The organism is Streptomyces sp. NPDC058663, from assembly GCF_042716745.1.
Lineage (GTDB): Bacteria > Actinomycetota > Actinomycetes > Streptomycetales > Streptomycetaceae > Streptomyces.
Window position 1 is genome coordinate 37,418 of sequence record NZ_JBHXRV010000038.1, and the last position, 25,961, is coordinate 63,378.

23 protein-coding genes are annotated in these 25,961 nt (G+C 73.1%); 12 read left to right on the forward strand and 11 right to left on the reverse strand.

Features of this window, described 5'->3' with window-relative positions; all coding sequences use genetic code 11:
* Positions 1 to 16: 16 nt before the first annotated feature.
* Positions 17 to 1,708 carry a serine/threonine-protein kinase gene (locus tag ACFWVV_RS25990; protein ID WP_384349462.1) on the reverse strand — a complete coding sequence of 564 codons (1,692 nt, stop codon included), beginning with the start codon at positions 1,706 to 1,708 and terminating at the stop codon, positions 17 to 19.
* 244 nt (positions 1,709 to 1,952) lie between these two features.
* Here ACFWVV_RS25990 and ACFWVV_RS25995 point away from each other — a divergent pair, with 244 nt between their 5' ends.
* Positions 1,953 to 2,228 (forward strand): hypothetical protein, encoded by a 276-nt coding sequence (locus tag ACFWVV_RS25995; protein WP_384349256.1) that lies wholly within the window; start codon positions 1,953 to 1,955, stop codon positions 2,226 to 2,228.
* Positions 2,229 to 2,456: 228 nt separating this feature from the next.
* Here ACFWVV_RS25995 and ACFWVV_RS26000 read toward each other — a convergent pair whose 3' ends face one another.
* The 3 genes from ACFWVV_RS26000 to hmgA all read right to left on the reverse strand — a co-directional run bounded on the left by ACFWVV_RS26000 (position 2,457) and on the right by hmgA (position 5,898).
* Positions 2,457 to 3,671 (reverse strand): type ISP restriction/modification enzyme, encoded by a 1,215-nt coding sequence (locus ACFWVV_RS26000; RefSeq protein WP_384349254.1) that lies wholly within the window; start codon positions 3,669 to 3,671, stop codon positions 2,457 to 2,459.
* Positions 3,672 to 3,795: 124 nt separating this feature from the next.
* A complete protein-coding gene (locus ACFWVV_RS26005; protein ID WP_384349251.1) occupies positions 3,796 to 4,545 on the reverse strand; it encodes a GntR family transcriptional regulator in 750 nt (249 codons plus the stop codon).
* A 21-nt stretch (positions 4,546 to 4,566) separates the two neighbouring features.
* Entirely contained in the window at positions 4,567 to 5,898 is a 1,332-nt protein-coding gene (gene hmgA, locus ACFWVV_RS26010; RefSeq protein WP_384349248.1) for a homogentisate 1,2-dioxygenase, read from the reverse strand.
* Positions 5,899 to 6,051: 153 nt separating this feature from the next.
* Between hmgA and ACFWVV_RS26015 the strand changes: the two genes are divergently transcribed.
* The 7 genes from ACFWVV_RS26015 (at position 6,052) to ACFWVV_RS26045 (ending at position 16,546) form a co-directional block, all read left to right on the forward strand.
* A complete protein-coding gene (locus ACFWVV_RS26015; RefSeq protein WP_384349246.1) occupies positions 6,052 to 8,100 on the forward strand; it encodes a right-handed parallel beta-helix repeat-containing protein in 2,049 nt (682 codons plus the stop codon).
* Positions 8,097 to 9,083, forward strand: coding sequence for a hypothetical protein (locus ACFWVV_RS26020; RefSeq protein WP_384349244.1), 987 nt, complete (start codon positions 8,097 to 8,099; stop codon positions 9,081 to 9,083). Before ACFWVV_RS26015 ends, ACFWVV_RS26020 begins: the two co-directional genes overlap by 4 nt.
* A 191-nt stretch (positions 9,084 to 9,274) precedes the next feature.
* Complete coding sequence (locus ACFWVV_RS26025; RefSeq protein ID WP_384349458.1) at positions 9,275 to 10,570, forward strand: hypothetical protein; 1,296 nt, start codon at positions 9,275 to 9,277, stop codon at positions 10,568 to 10,570.
* 85 nt (positions 10,571 to 10,655) lie between these two features.
* Positions 10,656 to 11,357: a TetR/AcrR family transcriptional regulator gene (locus tag ACFWVV_RS26030; protein ID WP_384349241.1), complete on the forward strand. Its 702-nt coding sequence runs from the start codon at positions 10,656 to 10,658 to the stop codon at positions 11,355 to 11,357.
* A 76-nt stretch (positions 11,358 to 11,433) separates the two neighbouring features.
* Positions 11,434 to 13,647 (forward strand): molybdopterin oxidoreductase family protein, encoded by a 2,214-nt coding sequence (locus ACFWVV_RS26035; RefSeq protein ID WP_384349239.1) that lies wholly within the window; start codon positions 11,434 to 11,436, stop codon positions 13,645 to 13,647.
* A gap of 195 nt (positions 13,648 to 13,842) precedes the next feature.
* Entirely contained in the window at positions 13,843 to 15,243 is a 1,401-nt protein-coding gene (locus ACFWVV_RS26040; RefSeq protein ID WP_384349236.1) for an aldehyde dehydrogenase family protein, read from the forward strand.
* Positions 15,244 to 15,442: 199 nt separating this feature from the next.
* The gene (locus ACFWVV_RS26045) at positions 15,443 to 16,546 is read left to right on the forward strand and encodes a zinc-binding dehydrogenase (protein ID WP_384349233.1); all 1,104 of its coding nucleotides are present in this window, start codon (positions 15,443 to 15,445) and stop codon (positions 16,544 to 16,546) included.
* A 68-nt stretch (positions 16,547 to 16,614) separates the two neighbouring features.
* On the opposite strand, the gene ACFWVV_RS26050 is transcribed toward ACFWVV_RS26045, so the two are convergent.
* The 3 genes from ACFWVV_RS26050 to ACFWVV_RS26060 are packed head-to-tail and all read right to left on the reverse strand — an operon-like array spanning position 16,615 to position 19,090.
* The gene (locus tag ACFWVV_RS26050) at positions 16,615 to 17,640 is read right to left on the reverse strand and encodes a DMT family transporter (protein ID WP_384349230.1); all 1,026 of its coding nucleotides are present in this window, start codon (positions 17,638 to 17,640) and stop codon (positions 16,615 to 16,617) included.
* A 32-nt stretch (positions 17,641 to 17,672) separates the two neighbouring features.
* On the reverse strand, positions 17,673 to 18,410 hold the full coding sequence (locus ACFWVV_RS26055) for an ArsR/SmtB family transcription factor (RefSeq protein ID WP_384349227.1): 738 nt from the start codon (positions 18,408 to 18,410) through the stop codon (positions 17,673 to 17,675).
* 14 nt (positions 18,411 to 18,424) lie between these two features.
* The gene (locus ACFWVV_RS26060; protein ID WP_384349224.1) at positions 18,425 to 19,090 is read right to left on the reverse strand and encodes a TetR/AcrR family transcriptional regulator; all 666 of its coding nucleotides are present in this window, start codon (positions 19,088 to 19,090) and stop codon (positions 18,425 to 18,427) included.
* Positions 19,091 to 19,210: 120 nt separating this feature from the next.
* On the opposite strand from ACFWVV_RS26060, the gene ACFWVV_RS26065 reads away from it, so the two are divergent.
* The 3 genes from ACFWVV_RS26065 to ACFWVV_RS26075 all read left to right on the forward strand — a co-directional run bounded on the left by ACFWVV_RS26065 (position 19,211) and on the right by ACFWVV_RS26075 (position 21,460).
* Positions 19,211 to 20,362 (forward strand): acyl-CoA dehydrogenase family protein, encoded by a 1,152-nt coding sequence (locus tag ACFWVV_RS26065; RefSeq protein ID WP_384349221.1) that lies wholly within the window; start codon positions 19,211 to 19,213, stop codon positions 20,360 to 20,362.
* Positions 20,363 to 20,422: 60 nt separating this feature from the next.
* Entirely contained in the window at positions 20,423 to 20,710 is a 288-nt protein-coding gene (locus ACFWVV_RS26070; RefSeq protein WP_384349218.1) for a YiaA/YiaB family inner membrane protein, read from the forward strand.
* Between the two features lie 105 nt (positions 20,711 to 20,815).
* The gene (locus ACFWVV_RS26075) at positions 20,816 to 21,460 is read left to right on the forward strand and encodes a TetR family transcriptional regulator (RefSeq protein ID WP_384349215.1); all 645 of its coding nucleotides are present in this window, start codon (positions 20,816 to 20,818) and stop codon (positions 21,458 to 21,460) included.
* A gap of 208 nt (positions 21,461 to 21,668) precedes the next feature.
* Here ACFWVV_RS26075 and ACFWVV_RS26080 read toward each other — a convergent pair whose 3' ends face one another.
* Positions 21,669 to 22,133: a MaoC family dehydratase gene (locus ACFWVV_RS26080; RefSeq protein WP_384349213.1), complete on the reverse strand. Its 465-nt coding sequence runs from the start codon at positions 22,131 to 22,133 to the stop codon at positions 21,669 to 21,671.
* A 90-nt stretch (positions 22,134 to 22,223) separates the two neighbouring features.
* Between ACFWVV_RS26080 and soxR the strand changes: the two genes are divergently transcribed.
* Positions 22,224 to 22,691 (forward strand): redox-sensitive transcriptional activator SoxR, encoded by a 468-nt coding sequence (gene soxR, locus ACFWVV_RS26085; RefSeq protein WP_384349211.1) that lies wholly within the window; start codon positions 22,224 to 22,226, stop codon positions 22,689 to 22,691.
* Positions 22,692 to 22,724: 33 nt separating this feature from the next.
* On the opposite strand, the gene ACFWVV_RS26090 is transcribed toward soxR, so the two are convergent.
* The 3 genes from ACFWVV_RS26090 to ACFWVV_RS26100 all read right to left on the reverse strand — a co-directional run bounded on the left by ACFWVV_RS26090 (position 22,725) and on the right by ACFWVV_RS26100 (position 25,949).
* Complete coding sequence (locus ACFWVV_RS26090) at positions 22,725 to 23,477, reverse strand: 3-keto-5-aminohexanoate cleavage protein (RefSeq protein ID WP_384349455.1); 753 nt, start codon at positions 23,475 to 23,477, stop codon at positions 22,725 to 22,727.
* A 217-nt stretch (positions 23,478 to 23,694) separates the two neighbouring features.
* Positions 23,695 to 24,306, reverse strand: a complete 612-nt coding sequence (locus ACFWVV_RS26095; RefSeq protein WP_384349209.1) for a hypothetical protein — start codon at positions 24,304 to 24,306, stop codon at positions 23,695 to 23,697.
* A gap of 362 nt (positions 24,307 to 24,668) precedes the next feature.
* Positions 24,669 to 25,949, reverse strand: a complete 1,281-nt coding sequence (locus tag ACFWVV_RS26100; RefSeq protein ID WP_384349206.1) for an exo-beta-N-acetylmuramidase NamZ domain-containing protein — start codon at positions 25,947 to 25,949, stop codon at positions 24,669 to 24,671.
* Between the last annotated feature and the right edge of the window lie 12 nt (positions 25,950 to 25,961).

Here is a 25,961-nt window from a genome sequence, read left to right on the forward strand (position 1 = left end):
CGGTACCGGGGTCCCCTCAGTACGGCGTGACCGGCGGCGAGGAGCCCGTGCCCGTGGTGGGCGTGGGCTCCTTGTCGCAGGTCACCGAGAACGGGGCAGGCCCGGAGGTCACCTCGCGCGGGCTCCGGACCTTGAGCAGGACCGAGTCCTGCCAGGCCGCGCCCGCCCTGTGCGTCAACTCGGTATGACTGACCTGCTGGTCGGTGGTCCCGGCGGGGAAGTCCAGCGTCCTCCACTCACCGTCCGAGGTCTCCCCGCTGCGGGTCGTCCACTGGTACTCGACCTTCACGGGCGAACGGGCCACGGTGACCGTCGCGGAAAAGGCGGGCGCCTCGCCCTCCGGCGCCGGGCACCTTCCCGTGTAACTGCCGCTCACCACGTGGACGCTCACCCGCACCGTCTGCCGCTGCGGCGGCGGGGTCGTCCTCCCTCCGCTGCTTCCGGGGGAGTGGCCGGGGCCGGCGGAGTTGTGGTCCCCGGCCGAGCCGCCGTTGTCTCCGGTGCCGGTGCTGCCGGTCGTGCCCCTGGTGCCGGTGGGGGAGGGGAGACCCCCGGAGCCGCCGACGGCACCCGAGACGCTCCCACCCCCGGCGCTGCCACCGCCTGCGCTGCCCGCGCTCTTCTCGGGCCTGGTCAGGACGTACACCAGGGCGAAGACGCCGATCAGCAGCACCGCGACGAGCGCCGCGAGCAGCGCGGTGGTGCGCTGCGGCCGTGTGGGCGTCGCGGCCGTCGTGCCCGCCACCGGGCTGTGACCCCCGGTGCCGGGGCCACCGGCGGGGTGGATCCCCGTGCCGGGGCCACCGGCCGGGAGGGGTACTGGCACCGGCCGGGGCGTGGGCCGTGGTGTGGAGGCCGTGACGGTCGGGCTGGTGTGCGGCCCCGCGCCGACCGAGTCCGACACCGTCCCCCCTGCGGCCACCACGCGCAACTGCCGCTCCGCCTCCGGCGCGGACATCCGCTCGGCGGGCTCCTTGCGCAGCAGCCCCTCGATCACCGGCCGCAGCGCACCCGCCCGGACCGGCGGCGGCAGTTCCTCGTCGACCACCGCGCGCAGCGTGGACAGCGGGGTGTCCAGCCGGAACGGCGAACTCCCCTCCACCGCCGCGTACAGCAGGACCCCCAGCGACCACAGGTCCGACTCAGGCCCCGGTGTGCGCCCCAGCGCCCGCTCCGGCGCCAGGAACTCCGGCGAGCCGATCAGCTCGCCGGTCATCGTCAGCGCGGACGTGCCCTCCACCATGGCGATGCCGAAGTCGGTGAGGACGATCCGCCCGTCGTTCCCGATCAGTACGTTGCCCGGCTTGACGTCCCGGTGCAGCACGCCGGCCAGGTGCGCGGCCCGCAGCGCCGCGAGCACCTCCGCGCCGATGCCGGCGGCCCGCTGCGGGGCGAGGGCCCCCTCGGCGTCCAGCACGTCGGACAGGCTCAGCCCCCGTACCAGCTCCATGACGATCCAGGGGCGGCCGTCCTCGGTGGCCACGTCGTACACCGTGACGACGTTGCGGTGCGAGATCCGGGCCGCCGCCCACGCCTCCCGCTCCAGTCGCGCGTACAGCCGGAACTGGTCGCTGCCGCCGAGCCCGGCCGGGGCCCGCACCTCCTTGACGGCCACCTCACGGCCCAGCACCTCGTCCCTGGCCCGCCAGACGACACCCATACCGCCCTGCCCCAAGGGGGCCAGAAGGCGGTATCGGCCCGTCACCACCCTTCCCTCACCCGGCACTTCGCTCACAGGCGTCAGTCCCCCGATCCGCAGCGGAGCGGCATCATGGTCGAAACCCCTCCAAGTTAGCTCAACTCCGCGCCGGTGCTGCCTCCTTGAACGATTACGTTCCGTCAACGCCGGTACCGCTGAGAGGAATCACACGGGCGGGATACACGTGTGTGATGCGGGGGAGATAGGGTTAACCTGCCCGGTGACGGGTGCCCTCGTACGGGTGGGGAGTGACATGGAACAGATAACGGTGCGCAGCAGGCCTCGGGTGCCTGCCATCACATGCGGGAGCAGTGCGACCAGTTCGCGGCTCGACCGCCACCTCGCAGTGCTCGGCGGTCCCGCCCTGCCACAGCGCGAGACGGCGGAAGCCACGATGCTGATGCGTGAACTGACCTCGCGTGAGGTGCCGCGCACACGCAACACCAGCAGGGGGACGCGTATCTCGCGGGTCTCCCTCTTCGCGCCGCTCAGGCGGCTGCGACGGTCGTTGTTCGGGAGCCGCGGCTGAATCAGCCGTTTCCCGCGAACGCTGCTGCACAGAGCATCGCTCTTCGGTGAGAGCGCCGCTCCGGCAACCCGGTGACCCCCCGCCTGTCCATCCGTCATTCCCTGGGCAGGGGGCCACGGGCCCGGGCCGGCGCTTTCGCTGTGTGCGGCCCCGGCAGGCCCCCGGTGGCCCCGCTGGGCTGTCCCCGCTGGGCCGCGCTTCCCGGCACGTGATGTCCGGGCCGGGTGCCTACAGCAGGGCGAACTGCCCGCCCGGCCCCTCCTCGTGGTGGTCCAGGACCGATGCCGGGCGCCGCGCCGTCACGGGGACGGGCAGGATCCCCGCCGTGTGCAGCTCGGCGCGGCCGAGCGTGCCGTACGAGCCGGGCTCGGGACGGCCGGCCACCGCCCGGGCGTACAGCGTCAGGACCGTCACCAGCTCCAGCAGCTCGGAGTTCCACTCCTGGGGCCAGGCACCGGGGCCGATGGCGTCCAGCGGGCCCTGCGGGCCCGGGCGGCGTTCCTCGAACCAGCGCTCCAGGACGCGGACCCCGCCCACCTCGAAGTTCCAGGCCTCCGCCGGCACCGGCGAGATGCAGCCCGTCGCACCGAGCAGCAGTGCCGCTTCCTCGTGGTCGTACGCCAGTGAGCCGGGCAGGGGCCCGACGGCCGACCGTACGTAGGGCCGCTGGCCGCCCGGCAGCCTGGGGCGGGCCGTGCCCTGGGCGCCGCGCGTCAGCACGGCGAGCAGATGGTGACCCAACTCGACTCCGGAGAGCCACACTTGAGGATCGCTCGGCAGTGGCACGACAGCGCCCAGGGGCGAGGGCTGGGCCACGGCCAGGGCCCAGGCGAGCACGTCCCGGGGAGTGACCTCGCGGCCGTAGCGGTCCGCGAGGAAGGCCCGCAGGCCCGGGGCCAGGTTGGGCTCCTGCCCGCCGGGGCGGCGGTAGAGCGGGCGGATGCGGCCCGGCCGGCCGGCGGGGGAGCGGCCGTCGGGCAGGAGCGCGGTGGCGAGCAGGGCGGGCCCCGCCGCTCCGGTGACGTAACCCTGTTCGACGGCGAAGAGCTGGTGGGCGGGGTCGGTGACCCGCCAGAGTTCGGGGCGGGCGGTGTCGATCAGCCGGTGGTCGGGGATCAGCCACTGTTCGTCGAAGGCGCCGTGCAGGACGCGCACGGGAGGCGGGCAGCGGCCCGACTCGGCGGCGAAGCGGGTGGTGGCGGTGCGCTGGCCGGGCAGGGCGGCGACCGAGGTGCGCGGGGTGCGCCGCCGGGTGGGGGAGAAGAGGGTGTCGCGCTCCGTCCCCTCGGCCCGCGTCACCGCGTCCCAGCGGGCCCGCAGGGACGCCGGGTCGGGGCCCATCACCCAGCTCCGGCCCAGGCGCAGCGGCGCCACGGACCACGGCATCAGATCGTCCAGCAGGAGGGGCTGCGGCGTCCCGGCAACATCGCTCACGCCCCGCATCGTAGGCGCTCGGGGCGTGCGGGGCCGACCCCCTCAAGGGGGGCCGGGAGCCGGCAGCGGGCCGGGAGCTGTCAGCGGGCCGGGAGCCGTGCGGGCCGGGAGCCGTCCAGCGGGCCGGGAGCCGTCAGTCGGCCTCCACCGTCACCGAGAAGGAGAACCGGTCGCCCCGGTAGCGGATCCGCGCCACGTCCACCACCCGGCCCTCCACGTCGTACGTGACCCCGGTGTAGTGCAGGATCGGCGAGAGCAGCGGGACGTTCAGCAGTTCCGCGGTCTCCGGGTCGGCGAGCCGGGCCTCGATGGTGTCGGTGATGCGGCTGATGCGCACGCCCACGGTGTCGCGCAGCACCTTGGTCATCGGCCAGCGCTCCAGGTCCTCGGCCCTGATGTGCTCCGCGACGTCGGGGCGGACCGCGTTCTGCGCCCAGTTGGTGGGCTCGCCTGTCTCCGCGTCGTGGCGCAGCCGCCGGTACGTCATCACCTCGGCCACCTCCCCGAAGTACTCGGCCAGCTCGCCGGGGACCGGCATCGGGCCGTGCCCGAGCAGGGTCGTCGGCTCGCCCGACTGCTGGGCCACGACCGCGTCGATCGAGCCGAGGAGGCGGCGCGGGGCGCCCCGCCTCGCCCCCGGCTCGATGAAGGTGCCGCGCCGCCGGTGCCTGCTGATCAGGCCCTCCGTCTCCAGCTCCTTGAGCGCCTGGCGCATCGTGAGGACGCTGACCCCGTAGTGCGCGGCCAGCCGCTCCTCGGTGGGCAGTCGCAGCGAGGCGTCCGGGGTGCGGCCCAGTATCGAGGCGCGCAGCGACTGGGAGACCTGGTACCAGAGGGGGAGCTTCCGGTTCAGGACGAGGGAGTCGGGGGCGAAGGCGGTCACGGTCGGCTCTCCGTAAGGGGGTTACGGGCGGAAGTGGCGTTCAAGACCCTGCCACACCGCGTCGTACGACGCCTGGAGGTGTCCGGCCGTCGCAGCCTGCCCGGTCGCCGTCACCGGCCAGCGCGTCTCGAACATGAACGCCAGGCCGTCGTCGATCTTCTGCGGCTTCAGCTCCGCCGCGCTCGCCCGGTCGAAGGTCTCCCGGTCGGGACCGTGCGCGGACATCATGTTGTGCAGGGACCCGCCGCCGGGCACGAAACCCTCCGCCTTGGCGTCGTACGCGCCCTCGATCAGGCCCATGTACTCGCTCATCACGTTGCGGTGGAAGTACGGCGGGCGGAAGGTGTCCTCGCCGACCAGCCAGCGCGGGGCGAAGACCACGAAGTCGACGCCCGCCAGGCCCGGGGTGTCCGACGGCGAGGTGAGGACCGTGAAGATCGACGGGTCCGGGTGGTCGTAGGAGATCGAACCGATGACGTTGAAGCGGTGCAGGTCGTAGACGTACGGGACGTGGTTGCCGTGCCAGGCGACGACGTCGAGCGGCGAGTGGTCGTAGGTCGCCGACCAGAGGTTGCCGCAGAACTTGTTGACCACCTCCACCGGGCCCTCGACGTCCTCGTACGCGGCGACGGGCGCACGGAAGTCCCGGGCGTTGGCCAGGCCGTTGGAGCCGATCGGGCCGAGGTCGGGGAGCTGGAAGGGAGCGCCGTAGTTCTCGCAGACGTATCCCCGGGCGGTGGCGTCCAGCAGCTCCACGCGGAAGCGGACGCCGCGCGGGATCAGGGCCACCTCGCCGGGCTCGGCGCGCAGCAGGCCCAGCTCCGTGCGGATCAGTAGTCCGCCGTGCTCGGGGACGATCAGCAGCTCGCCGTCGGAGTCGCTGAACACACGGTGCAGCATGGGGAAGTTGGCATGGTAGAGGTGGATCGCCATGCCAGTGCGCTGGGTGACGTCGCCGTTGCCGCCGAGCGTCCACAGGCCTGCCAGGAAGTCGGTGCCGGGGGCGGGGGCGGGCAGCGGGTTCCAGCGCAGCCGGTTGGGGTCGGGCACCGTCTCGGTGAAGGGGGCGCTGCGCAGATTTCCGTTGCCGGCGCGCAGGAACGGCGGATGGGCCGCGGAGGGACGGATCCGGTACAGCCACGACCTGCGGTTGTGCGCCCGGGGCTCGGTGAAGGCGGAGCCGCTGAGCTGTTCCGCGTAAAGACCCAGCGGGGCCCGCTGGGGAGAGTTGCGCCCGTGCGGCAGCGCGCCCGGTACGGCCTCCGAGCTGTGCTCGTTGCCGAACCCGGGGGAGTAGGCCAGGGCCTGTGCGGTCTTCCTGGCCTGCTCGGTGCCGTGCCCGCTGTCGCTCATCATCCGCTCCCGGTGCCACTGTCGAAAGAATCCTATGGACAACTGTAGGAATCAGGGGCCGGGGCGTCAACGGGAAACCGGAGGCATCCTCACCCGCAGCGGGTGGTGCGCGGGGGGATCCCAGAACATGAACATTGCTCTACTCTCTCGCACATGTCGTGGACACGCCGGTTACGTACGTGCCTGGTCGGCCTCCTGGCCCTTGCCCTCGCCCTGCTCGCCGCGCCGGCCGCCCACGCCCACGAGGAACGCCCCGTCGCCTTCCCCGACGGCTCGGGAAGCGTCCCCGTGCTCCGCGGCGGCGAGCCGGACCTCATCGTCTGCAAGACCGACAGGGCGGACTTCGAACGGCGCATCGCCGCCTTCCCGCAGCCGCTCAAGACCCGTAACCGCGCGCTCTTCACCCGCTGCGCCGCGTCCGGGTACCGGCATCTGCAACAGGCCGTCGACGCGGTGAACAGGCCGGGCATGAACATCGCGGTGCTGCCCGGCCTCTACGAGGAGGAGCCCTCGCTCCCCGCGCCGGGCGGAGCCTGCGCCCGGCTGAAGGCCCGCACGTCGCAGCTCGGCTACCAGATCCTGTCGTTCGCCCAGCAGCAGCGGTGCCCGCACAACCCGAACCTGGTGGCGATCCTGGGTAAGAAGGACCTCCAGATCGAGGGCACCGGTGCCCGGCGCACCGACGTCGTCATCGACGCCGGTTACCGCAAGCTCAACGCGGTCCGCGCGGACGAGTCCGACGGGGTCTACTTCAAGAACTTCACCGCCCAGCGCACCACCTTCAACTCGCTCTACGTCCTGGCGGGCGACGGCTTCGTCATCGACGACGTACTGACCCGCTGGAACGACGAGTACGGCTTCCTGACCTTCGCCAGTGACCACGGCCTCTACAAGAACTGCGAGTCCTACGGGAACGGCGACTCCGGGATCTACCCGGGCAGCGCCTCCGACATCAACAACGGGCGCGGCTACGACGTCCCCCGCTACTCCATCGAGATCACCGGCTGCCGCAGCCACCACAACATGGTCGGCTACTCGGGCACGGCGGGCGATTCCGTCTACGTGCACGACAACGAGTTCGACCACAACATGGGCGGCGCCTCGATGGACAGCGCCTTCCCCGGCCACCCCGGACTCCCCCAGAACCACGCCAGGTTCGAACGCAACCTGATCCACGACAACAACGCTGACTACTACCCGTACGTCGCCGACGGCACCTGCGCCAGACCGCCCGCCGAGCGCGGCTACGAACGCGGCGTGGTCTGCCCCCAGATCTCCATGCCGTCGGGCACGGGCATCATCACCGCGGGCGGCAACTGGAACCGCTACGAGAACAACTGGGTGTACGGGAACCGGCGCGCCGGCTTCTTCCTCAACGCCGTCCCCGCGTTCATCCGGGGGGAGGAGGCGTGGTCGAAACAGACCGACACCTCGCACCACAACCGGTACGCCGGGAACGTCCTGGGCAAGGACAGGGCCGGCCGGTCCCTGCCCAACGGCACCGACGTCTGGTGGGACGGGCAGGGCGGCGGCAACTGCTGGGACCCCGGCTCCGGGGCCAGCACCCCGCGCACGCTGCCCGAGTGCGGGGCGCGCCCCGGCGACCTGTCCGGCGGCTCGGACCGCCTGGTCGGGGAGCCCGTCAAACTGGCCCAGCTAATGGTCTGCTCCGACTACAGCGTGCAGACCAGGCGGCTGCCGGCCGGCTGCGACTGGTACGGCGCCACCGGCATCGCCCGCATCGAGACGCAGCTCGCGCTCGCCACGTCGGCGGTACTGGCCCTGGTCGGGGGAGTGCTGTGGTGGCGCAGGCTGCGCCACCACCGGATTGCCACCGCGGCCACCGTGCTGGGTGCGGCGGGCCTCGTACTGGAGGTGGCGGCCTCGACCACGCAGCTGACCGCCACCCACCTCCCCGCCGTGGCGCTGCTGCTGACCGGCGTCTGGTGGACGGCCATCGGCCTCGCCCTGCGTGCCGGGCGCCCGTGGCTCGGCGGGACCACGGTCGCCCTCGGCGTCCTGACACTGCTCGATGCCTTCGACAAGGCCGTGGTGATGATCCCCTGGATCCCGCTGGGCCCGGCCTGGATCCGCGGGATGCTCGCGGTGGTGTGGGTGCTCTGGGCGGTCGTCGCCGCCGGCCGGCACGCCCCGGAGCCCGGGCCCGGGACGGCCCAGGAGCGTGCGGAGGCCACCGCATGAGGCGCCCGGGCACCACAGCGCCGCGCACCGCCGGCGGACAGCTCGCCACCGCACCGCTCCCCACCGTCCTGCTCCCCGCCGTCCTTCTCGCTGCCGCCTTGGCCGCCGTCGCCCTGCTGGCCGGATGCGGCGGCCGGGCCGCCACCCACCACAAGCCGGGCACCGGCCACGAGGTGGCCACCGGGCCGGCGGGCCGGCTCCTGGACACCAGGGACGCGCAGGGCCACCGGCTGCGGGAGGCCGCCGCCGCACAGGCCCCCGAGGTGGCGCTCACCGTGCGTCCCGACTCCGAGGGCGGCTGGAACATCCAACTGGCCGTCCAGCGCTTCCGGTTCACCCCGGACAGCACCGGCGGCGCGGCACTCCCCGGCAGCGGCCACGCCCGTCTCTCCCTCAACGGGCGCGAACTGGCCCGCCTCTACGGCCCCTGGTTCCACCTGCCGCCCGGGGCCGTGCCCCCGGGCGCCCACACCCTCACCGTGCGCCTGCACGCCGACGACCACACCGTCTGGGCAGTGCGCGGCACACCGGTGGAGGGCACGGCGCCCCTCACCCCGGCGACACCCGGAACCACACCTTCGGGGGCCGAACCTTCCGGAAGTGCGCCCCCCGGACGTGCGCCTCCCGGACGTGCGCCTCCCGTGACCGCGCCTCCCGGGGCCGCACCCTCCATGGCCGTACCAGGAAGCACGGAACCGGCCGCCCCGGCACCCCCCAAAGCCGACCGGACCGTGCGCATCGCCGTCGCGGACGGCAAGGTCGCCCCGGCCCCCGGCCGCATCGCCCTCAAGAAGGGGCAGCGCATCGAACTCGCCGTCGTCAGCGACAAGGACGACACCCTGCACATCCACGGCTACGACCGGAAGGTGGAGCTGCCGGCCGGGCGGCTCGTCAGCTACGCGTTCGTCGTCGACCGCGCCGGACTCTTCGAGGTCGAAACCCACGGATCCGACCTGCTCCTGACCCAGCTCGTCGTGCGGTGAACCCCTTCGCGCGCGGCGTCGGTTTCGCGCAGGAGCTGCGCGCTTTCGTGCACGGCACGGGATCTCCGTACGATCTGCGCCCCTTCGTGCACGGCGTGGGATCCCCGGACGATCTGCGCCCACTCGCGCACGGCGTGGGTTTCGCGCAGGAGCTGCGCCCCTTCGCGCACAGCGCGGGACCCCCCTGCGATCTGCGCACCCTCGCACACGGCGTCGGATCCTCGCACGACCTGCCCCTCTCGCCCTTCTACGCCTTCGCCGGAGCCTTCGCCGCGCTCCTCATCTCCTTCCTCGCGCTCGGCCTGCTCTGGTCCACCTCCCGGTTCCGCGGCGACCGCGCGGGCCGCCCGGTCCCCGCCCCGCTCCAGCGCCTCGCGGACGCCCCGGCCACCCGGACGGCACTGCGCGTGCTGGGCCTGGCGGCCGCCCTGTTCGTGCTGGGCCACCTGCTGTTCGGCCCCGACGACCCGGACCGCAACCCCGCACCCGGCGCGGTGCACGTCCTGCTCTGGGTCGGCCTGGTCCCCGCCTCCCTCCTGCTGGGTCCCGTCTGGCGCCTCCTCAACCCGCTGCGCACGCTCCACCTGCTGCTCTGCCGCGCCCTCGGGCGCGACCCCGCCGCCGGCCGTCCGCTCCCGCCGGGCACGGGTCTGTGGCCGGCCGCCGCCGGACTGCTGGCCTACACCTGGCTCGAACTCGTGGCCCCCGACCCCGCGTCACGCACCGCCCTGCTGGCCTTCCTCACCGGCTGCGCCGCCCTCCACCTGGCCGGCGCCGCCCGGTACGGGGACCGCTGGTTCGCCGGCGCGGACGCCTTCGAGGTGTACTCCACCCTGCTCGCCCGCCTCTCCCCGCTGGGCAGGCGCCGCGACGGCCGCCTCGTGCTGCGCTCCCCCCTCAACGGCCTCGACGCGACCGAACAGCGCCCCGGCCTGGTCGCCGTCCTGTGCGTTCTGCTCGGCTCCACCGCGTACGACGGTTTCTCCGACGCCCCGTCCTGGATCGCCACCGTCCAGACCTCGCCACTGGGCCGCGTTCCCACGGCCACCCTCGGACTGCTCGGCGCCGTCGCCCTGGTCGCGGCGCTCTACAGCCTGTGCGCCGGAGCTGTCCGGCTGATCTCCGGCCCCTCCGCCGGGCAGCGGCTCGCGCACCCGCGCACCGCCTTCGCGCACTCCCTGCTCCCCATCGCACTCGGCTATCTGACCGCCCACTACGTCACCCTGCTGGCCGGCGAAGGGCCACGCACCGTCCTGCTGGCACTCGGCACCGACCATCCGGCCCCGCCCGAACCGCCCCTGTCACCCGGCCTCCTCGCCGCCCTCCAGGTGTCCGCCGTCATCGCCGGCCATGTGTGCGGCGTGGTCGCCGCCCACGACAGGTCCGTCCGGCTCTTCCCGCCGCACCGCGCCGTCGCGGGCCAGCTCCCGCTGCTGGTCCTGATGATCGTTTACACCACGGGAGGGCTCGGCCTGCTGCTCGCCTGAGGGGCCGCCCCGCCGAAGCCCGGGACCCGTAGCTCCGTGCCCGTTCTGCCCCGCGGCCCTCCGCGCGGACGGCAGGAGCGGCATCATGGAGCCCGTGCCCCCAGAGTCCGCAGCCGGTCCAGACCTCCCCGCAGGCCCCCAACTGCCCGACAGTTCCCGGCTGTCCGCCGGTACGCGGTCCCCGGCGGGCCCCACCGGCCGGCCGGTGCTGCGCCGTGAGCCCGTGCAGCAGCGCAGTGCCGAGCGCCTCGCCAGGATTCTGGAGGCCTGCGCCGAACTCCTCGACGAGACCGGCTACGAAGAGCTGTCCACCCGCTCCGTCGCGACCCGCGCCGGCGTTCCCATCGGCTCCGTCTACCGGTTCTTCCCCAACAAGCGCGCCATGGCCGACGCACTGGCCCAGCGCAATCTCGACCTCTACGCCCTGGCCATCGCCCGCCGCCTGGAGACGATCGAGCCCGCCGACTGGCGCGCTGCTGTCGACGCGGTCCTCGACGAGTACCTGGTCATGAAGCGCACCCTCCCGGGCTTCGCCCTGGTCGAGTTCACCGCGCCGGCGGGGGCGGGCGACCCCGACTCCCGGGTCGCCGACCGCCTCGTCGGCCTGCTGCAGGCCCACCTGGGCCGCACGCCCGACGCGGCCCTGCACCGAGTCGTCGCCGTCGCCGTCGAAGCCGCCGACTCCGTACTTCAACTCGCTTTCCGCACGGACCCGTTGGGCGATCCGGACATCATCGCCGAAACCCGTGCCCTGCTGTGCGCCTACCTCGCCGGGGTTCTCGACTGACACCTCGCCGAAGTGCGTACCGGTCGGTATGCTCGGCTGCGCCCATGCGCCACCGACGCCGCCACGGGGAGAACCCATGCCCGACAGCTCCCGCACCGCCCCGCGCATCTGCCCGCTCTGCGAAGCCACCTGCGGACTGACCCTCACCCTGGAGGGTTCGCGCGTCACCGGTGCCCGCGGCGACGCGGACGACATCTTCAGCCGCGGCTTCATCTGCCCCAAGGGCGCCGCCTTCGGCGCTCTCGACTCCGACCCCGACCGGCTGTCCGCCCCCCTGATCCGGGTCGACGGGACACTCAGGGAGGCGAGCTGGACCGAGGCCTTCGACCTGATCGCGGCCCGCGTCCGGCCGCTCGTCGAGGAGCACGGGGGCAACGCCGTCGGCGTCGTCCTCGGCAACCCCAACGTCCACACCATGGCGGGCGCCCTGTACCCGCCCGCCCTGCTCGCCGCGCTCGGCACCCGCAACCTGTTCACCGCGAGCACGGTCGACCAGATGCCCAAGCACGTGTCCAGCGGGCTGCTCTTCGGTGACCCCTTCGCCATCCCGGTACCCGACCTGGACCGCACCGACCACCTCCTGCTGCTCGGCGCCAACCCGCTGGAATCCAACGGGAGCCTGTGCACCGCCCCCGACTTCCCCGGCAAGCTGAAGGCCCTGCGGGCCCGCGGCGGCACCCTCACGGTGGTCGACCCGCGCCGCACCCGTACCGCCAAGCTGGCCGACCGGCACCTCGCGATCCGCCCCGGCGCGGACGCGGCGCTGCTCGCGGCCCTGGCGCACGTCCTCTTCGAGGAGAAGCTGGTGGCGCTCGGGGAGCTCGCAGGGCAGGTGCAGGGTCTCGACGAAGTCGCTTCGGCGGTCGAGGAGTTCACCCCCGAGGCGGTCGCCGGGGTGTGCGACGTACCGGCGGACGAGATCCGCGCGGTGGCACGCGAGCTGGCGGCGGCGCCCACGGCCGCGGTGTACGGGCGGGTGGGCAACTCCACGGTGGAGTTCGGGACGCTCGCCAACTGGCTCATCGACGTACTGAACGTCCTGACCGGCAACCTGGACCGCCCCGGCGGCGCGCTCTTCCCGCTCTCCGCCACCTCGCCGAAGCCGCGTACCCCCGGCCCCGGAAGGGGATTCGACCTCGGCAGGTGGCGCAGCAGGGTCGGCGGACACCCCGAGGCCAAGGGGGAACTGCCGCTCGCCGCCCTCGCCGAGGAGATCGCCACCCCGGGGGAGGGGCGCATCCGCGCACTGATCTCCATCGCCGCCAACCCCGTCCTCTCCGCACCCGACGGCGACCGGCTCGACGCGGCGCTCGCCGAAGGACTGGACTTCATGGTCTGCGTCGATCCGTACCTCAACGAGACCTCCCGCCACGCGGACGTCGTCCTGCCGCCCCCGCCGCCCTCCCGCAGCGCCCACTTCGACTTCGCCTTCAACGGCTTCGCCGTCCACGACCAGGTCCGCTACACACCGGCCGCCCTTCCCCTCGAACCGGGCAGGATGGACGAGTGCGAGATCCACGCCAGGCTGGTGCTCGCGGTCGGCGGCATGCACGGGGCCGACCCCGCCACCGTGGACGAGTCGGTCATCACGCGTACGCTCGCGAAGGCCGGAGCCCCGGCGGAACTGGCCGGGCGCCTCACCGGCGGCAGCGGGCCCGAGCGCCGCCTCGACCTGATGCTGAGGCTCGGCCCGTACGAAGGACTGACCCTGGAGAAGCTCAGGGCGGCCCCGCACGGCATCGACCTCGGCCCGCTCAAGCCGCGGCTCGGCCAGGTCCTGAAGACCCGCAGCGGCCTCGTCGAACTCCTGCCCGACCCCATCGCCGCGGATCTGCCGCGACTGCGCAGGGCACTGGGGGAGCGGCGCGGAGAGCGCGCCCTGGTCCTGGTCGGCCGCAGGCACCTGCGCTCCAACAACAGCTGGATGCACAACGTCCCCGCCCTGAACCGCGGCTCCAACCACTGCACCCTCCAGGTCCACCCCGACGACGCGCGGCGGCTCGGCCTGACGGACGGCGCGAGCGCCAGGATCACCGGGGACGGCGGGGCCGTGGAGGCTCCGGTGGAGATCACCGACACGGTACGCAGCGGAGTGGTGAGCCTGCCGCACGGCTGGGGCCACGACCGGCCGGGCACCCGGCTGAGCGTCGCGGAGGCGCGGCCGGGCGTCAACGTCAACCAGCTTCTGGACGGGTCCCGTCTTGACCCGCTGTCGGGGACGGCCGTACTGAACGGCTTCCCGGTGGAGGTGACGGCGGCGGGCCGGGAGCCGGGCAGCCGCATCGGATGACCCCGGCGCGCAGCCGCCGCTGACGTGGGCCGGCCGCTGACGTGGGCCGGCCGCTGACGTGGGCCGGCCGCCGACGTGGGCCGGCCGTCGAGGTGGATCGGCCGCCGATGTGGCCGGGGCCGCCTCTGGCGCCGAAAAACTAACACCGCTAGTTTGGGGTCCGGACGACGACCGGCCCGGTGCAGGAGGAAGACCATGGCAACGCAGGCACACGACGGCATGTACATAGGCGGGGAGTGGCGCCCCGCCGTGGGTAAGGACACCATCCCCGTGGTGAATCCTGCCGACGAGCAGGTCATCGCGTACGTCCCGGCCGGTACGGCGGCCGATGTGGACGCCGCCGTGAGCGCGGCGCGGGCCGCGTTCCCCGGCTGGGCGGCCACCCCGCAGGCCGATCGGGCCGCACTGATCGGTGCGCTGCGCGACGGTCTCGCCGCCCGCAAGGACGAGATCGCGGCGACGGTCACCGCCGAACTCGGGGCCCCGCCCGCGCTCGCCGAGGCCGTGCACGCCGGGCTGCCGGTCCTGGTCGCGGGTTCGTACGCGGAACTGGCCGCGACGTACCCCTTCGAGGAGAAGCTCGGCAACTCGACCGTCTACTCCGAGCCGGTCGGCGTGGTGGGTGCGATCACACCCTGGAACTACCCGCTGCACCAGATCGTCGCCAAGGTGGCACCCGCCCTGGCGGCCGGCTGCACGGTCGTCCTCAAGCCCGCCGAGGACACCCCGCTGACCGCGCAGCTCTTCGCCGAGGTGGTGCACGCGGCGGGCCTGCCCGCCGGGGTGTTCAACCTGGTGACCGGACTCGGCCCGGTCGCGGGCCAGGCGCTGGCCGGGCACGAGGGCGTCGACCTGGTGTCCTTCACCGGCTCGACCGCCGTCGGTCGGCAGATCGGCGCGACCGCGGGAGCGGCCGTCAAGCGGGTCGCCCTGGAACTGGGCGGCAAGTCCGCGAACGTCATCCTGCCCGGCGCCGACCTGGCCAAGGCGGTCAACGTCGGCGTCGCCAACGTCATGTCCAACTCCGGCCAGACGTGCAGCGCGTGGACCCGCATGCTGGTCCACCGGGACAGTTACGACGAGGCGGTCTCGCTCGCCGCCGACGCGGTCGCCAAGTACGCGCCGGGCGAGCGCGTCGGCCCGCTGGTCAACGCCAAGCAGCAGGAACGGGTGCGCGGTTACATCGCGAAGGGCATCGAGGAGGGCGCCCGGGTGGCGGCCGGCGGCCCCGAGGCCCCCTTCGACAAGGGCTACTACGTCTCACCGACCGTCTTCGCCGACGTCACCCCCGAGATGACCATCGCCCAGGAGGAGATCTTCGGCCCGGTGCTCTCGATCCTCCGCTACGAGGACGAGGCCGACGCCCTGCGCATCGCCAACGGCACGGTGTACGGGCTGGCCGGGGCGGTCTGGGCGGCGGACCGGGAGACGGCGGCGGCGTTCGCCCGGACCATGGACACCGGCCAGGTCGACATCAACGGAGGCCGCTTCAACCCGCTTGCCCCCTTCGGCGGTTACAAGCAGTCCGGCGTGGGCCGCGAACTGGGCCCCCACGGCCTCTCCGAATACCTCCACACCAAATCCCTCCAGTTCTGACCCTTCCACCTGCCCCCTCCCCAGCCCCCTTGGGCGGCGGGGCCGCCCCCCGGGGGCGGAACGGGCGGGCAAGGGGGCGGCCCCCGGCGGAGCCGAACACCTCGGTCCCGCCCACCCGGGGTCCCGCCCCACCAGGGCCCCGGCACCCCGCCCCGCACCCCACCCCACTCCGCCCGCACCCCCGCCTCCTGGAGCCCAAATGACCCGCGCCGCCATCATCCGCGCCCCCCACGCCCCCCTCGAAGTCACCGACATCGACCTCCCCGCCCCCGCCCCCGGCCAGGTCCGCCTCCGCCTCGCCGCCGCCGGCGTCTGCCACTCCGACCTCTCCCTCACCAACGGCACCATGCGCCTTCCCCTGCCCGCCGTCCTCGGCCACGAGGGCGCCGGCACCGTGACGGCCGTGGGCGAGGGCGTCACCCACCTCGCCCCCGGCGACGACGTGGTCCTCAACTGGGCGCCGTCCTGCGGCAGCTGCCACGCCTGCGAGCTCGGCGAGGTCTGGCTCTGCGCCGACGCGCTGACCGGCGCCGGCAACGTACACGCCCGTACCCGGCCCTCCGCGGACGGCACCGACTCCGGCACCGACCTGCACCCCGGCCTCAATGTCGCCGCTTTCGCCGAGGAGACCGTCGTCGCTGCGAAGTGCGTACTCCCCGCCCCGGCCGGCATTCCGCTCACCGACGCCGCGCTCCTCGGCTGCGCCGTCCTCACCGGGTACGGCGCCGTCCACCACAGCGCCCGCGTCCGCGAGGGCGAGACCGTCGTCGTGTACGGCGTCGGCGGCGTCGGTCTCGCCGCGATCCAGTCCGCCCGCATCGCCGGTGCCGCGCAGATCGTCGCCGTGGACGTCTCCCCGGCCAAGGAGGAACTGGCCACCGCGGCCGGGGCCACCGACTACCTCATCGCCTCCGACACCACCGCCAAGGACGTCCGCAGGCTCACCGGGGGCCACGGTGCCGACGTGGCCATCGAGTGCGTGGGCCGCGCCACCACCATCCGTACCGCCTGGGAGTCCACCCGGCGCGGCGGCCGCACCACCGTCGTCGGCATCGGCGGCAAGGACCAGCAGGTCACCTTCCACGCGCTGGAGCTCTTCCACTGGGGCCGCACGCTCAGCGGCTGCGTGTACGGAAACAGCGACCCGGCCCGCGACCTCCCGGTACTCGCCGAGCACGTCCGGGCGGGCCGCCTCGACCTGGCGTCGATGGTCACCGAGCACATCGCCCTGGACGGCATCCCGGCCGCATTCGACAACATGCTCGCGGGCAAGGGCGGCCGGGCGCTGGTGGTCTTCCCCTGAGTCCTGGTGGTCTTCCCCGGGTGCCGTGCGGAGCCGGGTCCCCGGGGGAAGCGGCCGGGCACTCTCGGCTAGACCTTCCCGGCCTCGGTGGGGGCGTCCTTGGCCCCCGCCGGAGCGGTCCTCACCGGAGCGGTCCCCGCCGGAGCGGCTCCCACCGCAGCGGCCTCCGTAGCCCCCACCGGCGCCACCGCCCGCCGCGACCGCGAGCGGGACACCGTCACCCCCGCCAGGCACACCACGCCACCGAGCAGCGTGATCCAGCCCGGAATCTCGTCCAGCAGCAACCAGGACATCAGCACCACGATCGCGGGCACCGCGTACGTGGTCGCGCCCATCTTTCCCGCCGTCGTCCGCTTCAGCGCGTACGCCCAGGTGGTGAAGGCCAGAGCGGTCGGGAAGACACCCAGGTAGACCATGTTGAGCGTCGCCGACAGCGGCGCGTGGGCGAGGTCGTCGACCAGTTGGCCGGAGAACGGCAGGCAGGCCACCGCCCCGATCAGGCACCCGTACGCCGTCGCCTGGAGCGGACTGGCGTGCACCAGCGCGGGTTTCTGCGCGACCACGCCGATCGCGTACGCCACGGCGGCCAGCAGACAGAGCGCCACGCCCAGCAGCGACGTACCACCGCTGCCCGACATCGAGATGCCGACGATCGCGGCACCCGCGAAAGACACCGCCATCCCGGCCAGCAGGCGCGGCGGCAGCCCCTCGCCCAGGAACCGTCCTGCCAGCAGCGCCATCAGGATCGGCGCCACGTTCACCACCAGCGAGGCCGTACCCGCGTCGACCAGCTGCTCGCCCCAGTTGAGGAGGACCGCGTAGCCGCCGAACCACAGCAGGCCGGACACGATGATCCCCGGCCAGGCGGCGCGCGGCGGCAGGCCCTCCCTGCGTATCAGCAGGAGCGCGACCAGGACGAGCGAGCCGGAGAGCAGCCGGCCGAGCGCCAGCGCCCCCGGTGCGTAGGATTCGCCGGCGCTGCGGATCGAGACGAAGGCCGACGCCCACAGGACGACGGTGACCCCGGCGGCGACCAGCGCGAGCGGCTCGGAGCGGGCCTCGGAACGTGCCGAGGGGGAGGGAGAGTTGGTCATGCCGCGATGCTAGGGCATGAACAGTTCGGTTGTCACCGAAGTATGTCCGCGTCGATGCCCAGCAGGTCGTGCAGGGCCCGCTCGCCCGCCGGTGTGACCCGTACCGCGCGCTCGGTGCCGATCCGTTCGCACCACTGCTTCGCGAGGGCGTGACGGCACAGCTCCGCGCCCGCGATGCCCGAGAGGTGGCGCTTGCGTTCGGTCCAGTCCAGGCACGCACTGACGGTCGGCCGGCGGGCCCTGGGCTTTTCCAGCTGGAGGCCGAGCGCCCCGAACCACGCCAGGCCCGCGTCGGTGAGTGCGAAGCTGCGCTCGGCCAGCAGCAGGCCGCGCCGCCCCATCGCCTCCGTGACGGCGATGCCCAGACGCCCGGCGAGATGGTCGTAACAGGTGCGGCCCCGCGCCATGGCGTTGCTCGCGCCGGCGGCGCGCAGGCTGTGCGGGCTGTCGCGGCCCGGGATCGCGTGCCCGGCGACCGCCTCGATCAGCTGGGCGACGGTGCTGTCCGCCAGCCGTACGTAGCGGTGCCGCCCCTGGCGTTCCTCGGCGAGCAGTCCGGCCGTGACGAGTCGGCCCAGGTGCTCGCTCGCGGTGGAGGCGGCGACACCCGCCTGCCGGGCGAGCTCGCTCGCGGTCCAGGCGCGGCCGTCCAGCAGGGAGAGCAGGAAGACGGCGCGGGTCTCGTCGGCCAGCAGGGAGGCGAAGGAGGCCAGCCGCGCCCCGGGCGACGCGTGGGTGCCGGAAGCGGAGGGAGGGGAAGTAGGCGCCATCCCTCCAGAGTGCCCTACAAACCCTTCGGCGCGGACCGAACTGTGCGGAGGGCGTCGTACTGGCACTCCAGCCCGTCCAGCAGGGCCCGCAGCCCGGTCGCGAAGGCGCCCTCGTCGACCTTCTCCTGATGCTCGGCGAGCAGATGCGCCTGCCCCAGGTGCGGATAGTCCGCCGGGTCGTACGCCGCCTCGTCGTCGACGAAACCGCGCGCGAAGGACCCCAGTGCCGACCCGGTGATGAAGTAGCGCATCAGCGCCCCGATGTACGTCGCCTGCGCGGGCGGCCAGCCGGCCCGCACCATCGCCCCGAACACCGCGTCGGCCACCTTCAGTCCGGCGGGCCTGCGCCCGGGGCCGCTCGCCAGGACCGGAACGATGTGCGGGTGCTCGGTGAGCGCCGCACGGTACGAGAGGGCCCACGCGTGCAGCGCCGCCCGCCAGTCGCGGGGGTCGCCCTCCTCGAACATCGACAGGTCGACCTTGGCGGAGACCGCGTCCGCGACCGCCTCCAGGATCTCGTCCTTGTTGCGGAAGTGGTTGTAGAGGGAGGGGCCGCTGACCCCGAGCTCGGCCGCGAGCCGCCGGGTGGAGACCGCGTCCAGGCCCTCGGAGTCCACGAGCGCGCTCGCCGTCTCGACGATGCGGTCTCTGCTCAACAGGGGCTTGCGCGGTCGGGCCATGCGGCTCATAGTAGGGCTGCGCATCAGAAACTAGCAGTGCTAATTTAAATCTGGACCGACCCTTCCGGAGTACTGCGCGCTCCGGCGACCCGCATTCCCCCGACCAGCGAGGTGGCAGCCGTGAACCTGGAACTCAGCGAGGAACAGAGTGCCGTCCGGCAGCTCGCCCGCGACTTCGTCGCCCGCGAGGTCACCCCGCACGTCGTCGCGTGGGACCGCGCGGAGAACGTGGACCGGGGAATCGTGAAGAAGCTGGGCGCGCTCGGCTTCCTCGGCCTCACGGTCCCCGAGGAGTACGGCGGCTCCGGTGGCGACCACCTCGCCTACTGCCTGGTCACCGAGGAACTCGGCCGCGGCGACTCCTCGGTGCGCGGCATCGTCTCCGTATCGCTGGGTCTGGTCGCCAAGACGATCGCCGCCTGGGGGAGCGAGGAGCAGAAGCGGCAGTGGCTGCCGGGGCTCACCTCGGGCGAGAGTCTCGGCTGCTTCGGCCTGACCGAACCCGGCACCGGGTCGGACGCCGGCAACCTGAGCACCCGGGCCGTCCGGGACGGCGAGGACTTCGTCGTCAACGGCACCAAGACGTTCATCACCAACGGCACCTGGGCCGACGTCGTCCTGCTGTTCGCCCGCTCCACCGGCGCTCCCGGTCACAAGGGCGTCTCCGCCTTCCTCGTGCCCACCGACACCCCCGGTCTGAGCCGCCGCACGCTCCACGGCAAGCTGGGCCTGCGCGGCCAGGCCACCGCCGAACTCGTCTTCGAGGATGTCCGGGTGCCCGCCTCCGCACTGCTCGCGCCCGAGGGAAAGGGCTTCTCGGTCGCCATGTCCGCCCTCGCCAAGGGCCGGATGTCGGTGGCGGTCGGCTGTGTGGGCATCGCACAGGCGGCGCTGGAGGCGGCCCTGGCGTACGCCGGTGAGCGCGAGCAGTTCGGCAAGACCATCGCCCACCACCAGCTCGTCCAGGAGCTGATCACGGACATCGCGGTCGACGTGGACGCCGCCCGCCTGCTGACCTGGCGCGTCGCCGACCTGATCGACCGCGGCAAGCCCTTCGTCACCGAGGCCTCCAAGGCCAAGCTGTTCGCCTCCGAGGCCGCCGTCCGCGCCGCCAACAACGCCCTCCAGGTGCACGGCGGTTACGGATACATCGACGAGTACCCGGCGGGCAAGCTGCTGCGCGACGCCCGCGTGATGACCCTGTACGAGGGCACCAGCCAGATCCAGAAGCTGGTCATCGGCCGTGCGCTGACGGGGGTCTCGGCCTTCTGAGTACGTTTCTGAGTACCTGTACGGGTAGTGCGCGCCGGAGGGCGGGCGCACAGTTCCGGTATGAGTGAGACAGCGGTCAAGCAGCAGAACACCGGAGCCTTCTACGGCCAGGCCGTGGCGTCCTTCGCCATCGCGCTGGGCGCCATGGTCGGCGGCATCGTCTACCTCGACGCCAGCGGCTGGGTGCGCGCCTTCCTCGGCATCGGCCTCCTCTACCTCACCACCTCGGCCTTCACCCTGGCCAAGGTCATCAGGGACAGGCAGGAGGCGGGCCAGCTCGTCAGCCGCGTCGACCAGGCCCGCCTGGACAAGATCCTCGCCGAGCACGACCCCTTCACGAAGCTGTAGCCGTCCCGGTTCCGCGGGAGTCCCGCGCTAAGCGCTTGCTCAGAGCCCCGGGGTATGGTGTGCGTCCTGCCGCAACCGGCACGGCACCGGCCGAAGGGAGCAGTGATGAGCACGGCCAAGGACGCGCCCGAAGGCACCGAGGGCGTCGGCGACGAGGACCGGGCCTGGAGCGAGGTCGCCCCGGAGGCGGCCAGACGGTTGCTCGTCGCCGCCGTCGACGCCTTCGCCGAGCGCGGCTACCACGCCACCACGACCCGCGACATCGCGGGCCGGGCGGGCATGAGCCCGGCCGCGCTCTACATCCATTACAAGACCAAGGAAGAGCTGCTCCACCGGATCAGCCGCATCGGCCACGACAAGGCCCTGCGCATCCTGGAGACCGCCGCCGACGGTGACGGCAGCGCCGCCGAACGCCTCACGGACGCCGTCACCACGTTCGTACGGTGGCATGCCGCGCACCACACCACCGCGCGCGTCGTCCAGTACGAGCTCGACGCGCTCGCCACCGAGCACCGCAGCGAGATCGTCGAGCTGCGGCGCAGGAGCGACGCGGCGGTGCGGCGCATCATCAACGACGGGGTGAAGGCCGGTGAGTTCGACGTCCCCGACGTGTCCGGCACCACGCTCGCCGTGCTGTCGCTGTGCATCGACGTGGCGCGCTGGTTCAACGTCGAGGGCAGGCGCACCCCCGACGAGGTCGGTGCGCTCTACGCCGACCTCGTCCTGCGGATGGTGGCCGCCGCCCCGTGACCGGGGCGCGGCTGTCGCCTCGTGAAACGGTGGCAGCCGGCCGGGCCGGGCTCGGCGACGGTCCGGGGCGGGTTCGGCGACGGTCCGGGGCGGGCTCGGCGACGGTCCGGGGCGGGCTCGGCAACGGCCCGGGGCGGGCTCGGCGACGGTCCGGGGCGGGTTCGGCGACGGTCCGGTCCGGGCTCGGTCGTCGTCAGGGGAGCCCGGCTCAGAAGTAGTAGCGCGAGAGGGACTCGGCCACGCACACCGGCTTGTCGCCGCCCTCGCGCTCGACCGTCACCTTCGCCGTGACCTGCACGCCGCCGCCCGCCTCGGACACGTCCAGCAGCACGGCCGTGGCGCGCAGCCGCGAGCCGACCGGCACGGTCGCCGGGAAACGGACCTTGCCGGTCCCGTAGTTGATGCCCATCTTCGCCCCCTCGACCCGCAGCACCTGCGGCACGAACGTCGGCAGCAGCGACAGCGTCAGATAGCCGTGCGCGATCGTCGTCCCGAAGGGGCCCTTCGCTGCCCGTTCCGGGTCCACATGGATCCACTGGTGGTCGCCGGTCGCGTCGGCGAACAGGTCGATCCGCTTCTGGTCGATCTCCAGCCAGTCACTGTGCCCCAGCTGCTCGCCCACCGCGGCGGACAGCTCCTCGGCGGACGTGAAGATCCTCGGCTCGGCGGCCATCCTTGAGCTCCTCATCACTTGGCTAAGCGTTTGCTCAGGATGGTGGGGGCTGTGTGTTCCTGTCAACGGACGGCCACTAGGCTTCACGGAGTGCCGCAGATTCCATTCAAGGTTCATGAGCTCACCGTCGGCCAGCTGTCCGCGCGAAGCGGGGCCGCTGTCTCCGCTCTGCACTTCTACGAAGCCAAGGGCCTGATCAGCAGCCGCCGCACCTCCGGCAACCAACGCAGGTACGACCGCGACACGTTGCGCAGGGTCGCCTTCGTCCGGGCCGCGCAAAGGGTGGGCATCCCGCTGGCCACCATCCGCGACGCGCTCGCCGAGCTCCCCGAGGAACGCACCCCGAACCGCGAGGACTGGGCCCGCCTCTCCGAGCACTGGCGGACCGAACTCGACGCCCGGATCACCCAGTTGGGCCGTCTGCGCGACCACCTCACCGACTGCATCGGCTGCGGCTGCCTGTCGCTGGAGACCTGCGTGCTGTCCAACCCGGACGACGTCGTCGGTGAGCAGATCAGTGGTTCGCGCCTGATGGCCGAGAGGCGCAAGAAGGCCTGACGCGACGGCCGGTGCCGTGCGCCGGCAGTGCGGTCAGGGCCCCTCCACCGGCCAGGTGATCTGGCGGGCGGCGCCCACCAGTTCGGCGTTCGACGCGGCGGGGGTGGAGTCGGGGAGCAGCAGGGTGTCCTCCAGGCCGATCCTGGTGGCCAGCCCCAGCCGCCTCGCCAGCGCGAGCACCGGCCAGGCGCCGCCGTCCTCGCCGTGGAGCAGCATCGGCGCCCCGCGCACGTCCCCCTTCGCGCCCACCCCGCCCCCGCGCGCGAGCTCGGCCAGGAACTGGAGCGCGGAGTCCTCCGCGGTGAGCGGATCGGGGTCGGTCACCTCCACCAGCACCCGCAGGGATCTGGCGGCCAGCGGGGAACCGAGGAACTTCCGCACTCCGTCGGTGCCCGACCAGAGCCCCGACTCGACCGCGACCCCGCGCGCGAGCAGCGCCTCGGCGACCTCCTCGGCGCCCGGCTCGTGCCAGTTCACCGAGGCGTGGTCGGGCAGCACCGTCCAGGACGCGATGCGCTCGATGCGCCGCTGCGGTTCCGGCTCCGTCCAGGCGCCGGTGGTCACGCCGACGGGCACGTCCACCACGGCACGTATCGCCGTGAGGGTGGCGGCGAGGACGTGGGGCGACAGGGTGTCGTCCCCGCAGGGCGTCTTGGGGTGCACATGCACCTCACCGGCGCCCGCCGCCACCGCGGCGGCGGCGGACCGGGCCATGGCGTCCGGGGTCACCGGGACCGCCGCACCGTCGCCGGGACCGCGCTGTCCGTTCAGACAGACCTGAATCAAGGGTTCGACCATGCATTCGATGGTGACACCCGGCACTGACAATCAGCCATGCACTGAGCATTCGCACGGCTGTCGCGGGGAAACACCGCACATCTGAACCAGTGCCTCCCGAGCGGCGGCCGGGGCCCGCCCGTCCGCCACCGGGCCGTCCGTGCCCGGCGGCCCGCCCGCACGGGGAAGCTGCGCCACGGGCCGGGCACCGCCGCGCCCCGCGTGCTCATGCCACGGACGCCAGCTCCCGGCGCCGTACCCGCTTGGCCTCCGCCAGCGCCCGGGGCGTCAGGACGGGCTGCGGCACGAGGATCCCGCAGTCCGTGCAGACAGGCCCGAACCACGGTTCGTGGACCATGTCCTGCTTCCAGACCATCCTGTCGGACGCGCACACCGGACAGTGCGCACCGGGCGCCGACTCCAGAGCGGAGATCAGCCCGCGCAACACCTCGGCCAGCGGTGCCGACGGATGGACCGCCGGATCGTCGCACCACGCGACCCCGAAACCGCCCCAGGTCCGCCGGTGCCAGTCGTCGAAGGAGCCCGGCCGCCGCAGCCCGTCGTGCTTCTCGCGCTTGCGCCGCTCGGCGAACTCCACCTCGTAGGCGAGCCAGACGGCCCGCGCCTCCTCCAGTTCCTCCAGCGCGGCCACCAGCCGCACCGGATCGGGCGCTCTGTCCTCGGGGCCGAATCCGTGCCGGGAGCACAGATGGTCCCAGGTCGCCCGGTGCCCGTAAGGGGCGAACCTCTCCAGGCACTTGCGCAGCGAATACCTTCGCAACGCCAGGTCACACCTCGGGTCACGTACCTGTCTGGCGAGACTCCGAAAACCGGCCATCGCACTGCCACCTCCGTCGCTGGTACTTCGGCGTCGATGAATGGACGTACGAGTGCCCGTTTCGGCTCCATCGAAAATCCGATGGGCCCCATCACGGAACAATTGGCCCGGATTCGCACGGTTCCCTCCGGCCACTCGGTGGCCGGAAGCCGCACCCGGCATTCCCAGGAAGAGCAGCGCAGAGGGGTGTTCGGGTGGTTCCCGCACGGAACCGGTACGGGGGGAGCAAGCCGGGTCGGGTTCAGGACACCCGCTCCCACGACGAGGACCGGACCAGCAGGCGGCGGGCGGCGCCCGGCAGGCGCGGACCCCGCGGACCCCGCGGACCGACGCGGCCGGGCAGGGCGTGCAGGGCGTGCGGTTCACCGGTACAGCAGGTGCTCCCGTCTGATCCGCCGGAACGCCGCGAGGTCCGCCTGCCAGGCGGCCACCACCTCGTCCGTGCCCGCCCCCGCGTCGATCATGGTGCGCACCCGGGTGTTCCCGGTGAGCCTGTCGATCCAGTGGTCGGGCCGCCAGGCGAAACCGCTCCACGCCCTCTTCGCCGTCACCAGCAGCGCGATGCCGGTGCGCACCGGGTCGTACGACTCCCTCGCGTGCACATGGAGCTGGACGCCGCCCACCGTTTTCCCCTGGAACTTCGAGAACGTCGGCGTGAAGTAGGCCTCCCGGAAGCGCACCCCGTCAAGTCCCTCCGCGTTCGCCGCCTCGGCCCACCGCCGGTCGATGCCCTCAGCGCCGAGCAGTTCGAACGGCCGGGTCGTGCCCCGCCCCTCCGAGAGGTTCGTCCCCTCGAACAGGCAGGTCCCCGAGTAGACCAACGCGGTGTCCGCAGTAGGCATGTTGGGGCTCGGCGGCACCCACGGCAGCCCGGTCGCGTCGAAGAAGTCGTCCCGCCGCCAGCCGCTCATCCGCACCACCTCCAGCGGCACCGGCCGCCCCAGGAACTCCGAGTTGAACAGGAGCGCCAGCTCCGCCACCGTCATCCCGTGCGCCTGGGCGATCGGCTCCCGCCCGACGAACGTCGCGAACGCCCGATCGAGCACGGGCCCCAGCGCTGCCCGACCGGTCACCGGATTCGGCCGGTCCAGGACCACGAACCGCTTGCCCGCGAGCCGGGCCGCCACCATGCAGTCGTACAGCGTCCAGATGTACGTGTAGAAGCGCGCGCCGGCGTCCTGGATGTCGAACAGGACGGTGTCCACGCCGGACGCGGTGAAGATGTCGGCGAGCGGCTGCCCGCTCTTCAGATACGTGTCGTAGACCGGGAGTCCGGTCGCCGGGTCGTCGTAGCGGCCCTCGGACCCGCCGGCCTGTGCGGTGCCCCGGAAGCCGTGCTCCGGGCCGAAGACGGCGGTGAGGTCCACCCGGTCGTCGGCGTGCATCACGTCGACGACGTGGCGGGCCTCGGCGGTGATGCCGGTGGGGTTGGTGACGATGCCCACGGTGCGGCCGCGCAGCATGCGGTAGCCGTCGGCGGCCAGGCGGTCGAATCCGGTACGCACCCGGGGACGCGCACCACCCCCCGGCCCGCCGGCCGCCGGGGCCCCGGCGGTCTCCGCGGCCCCGGCGGATCCGGTGGCGGTCAGCGCTCCCGCCATGCCGCCGCCCGCCGCCAGCAGTCCCCGTCTCGACAAGCTCATCGCGCAACCTCC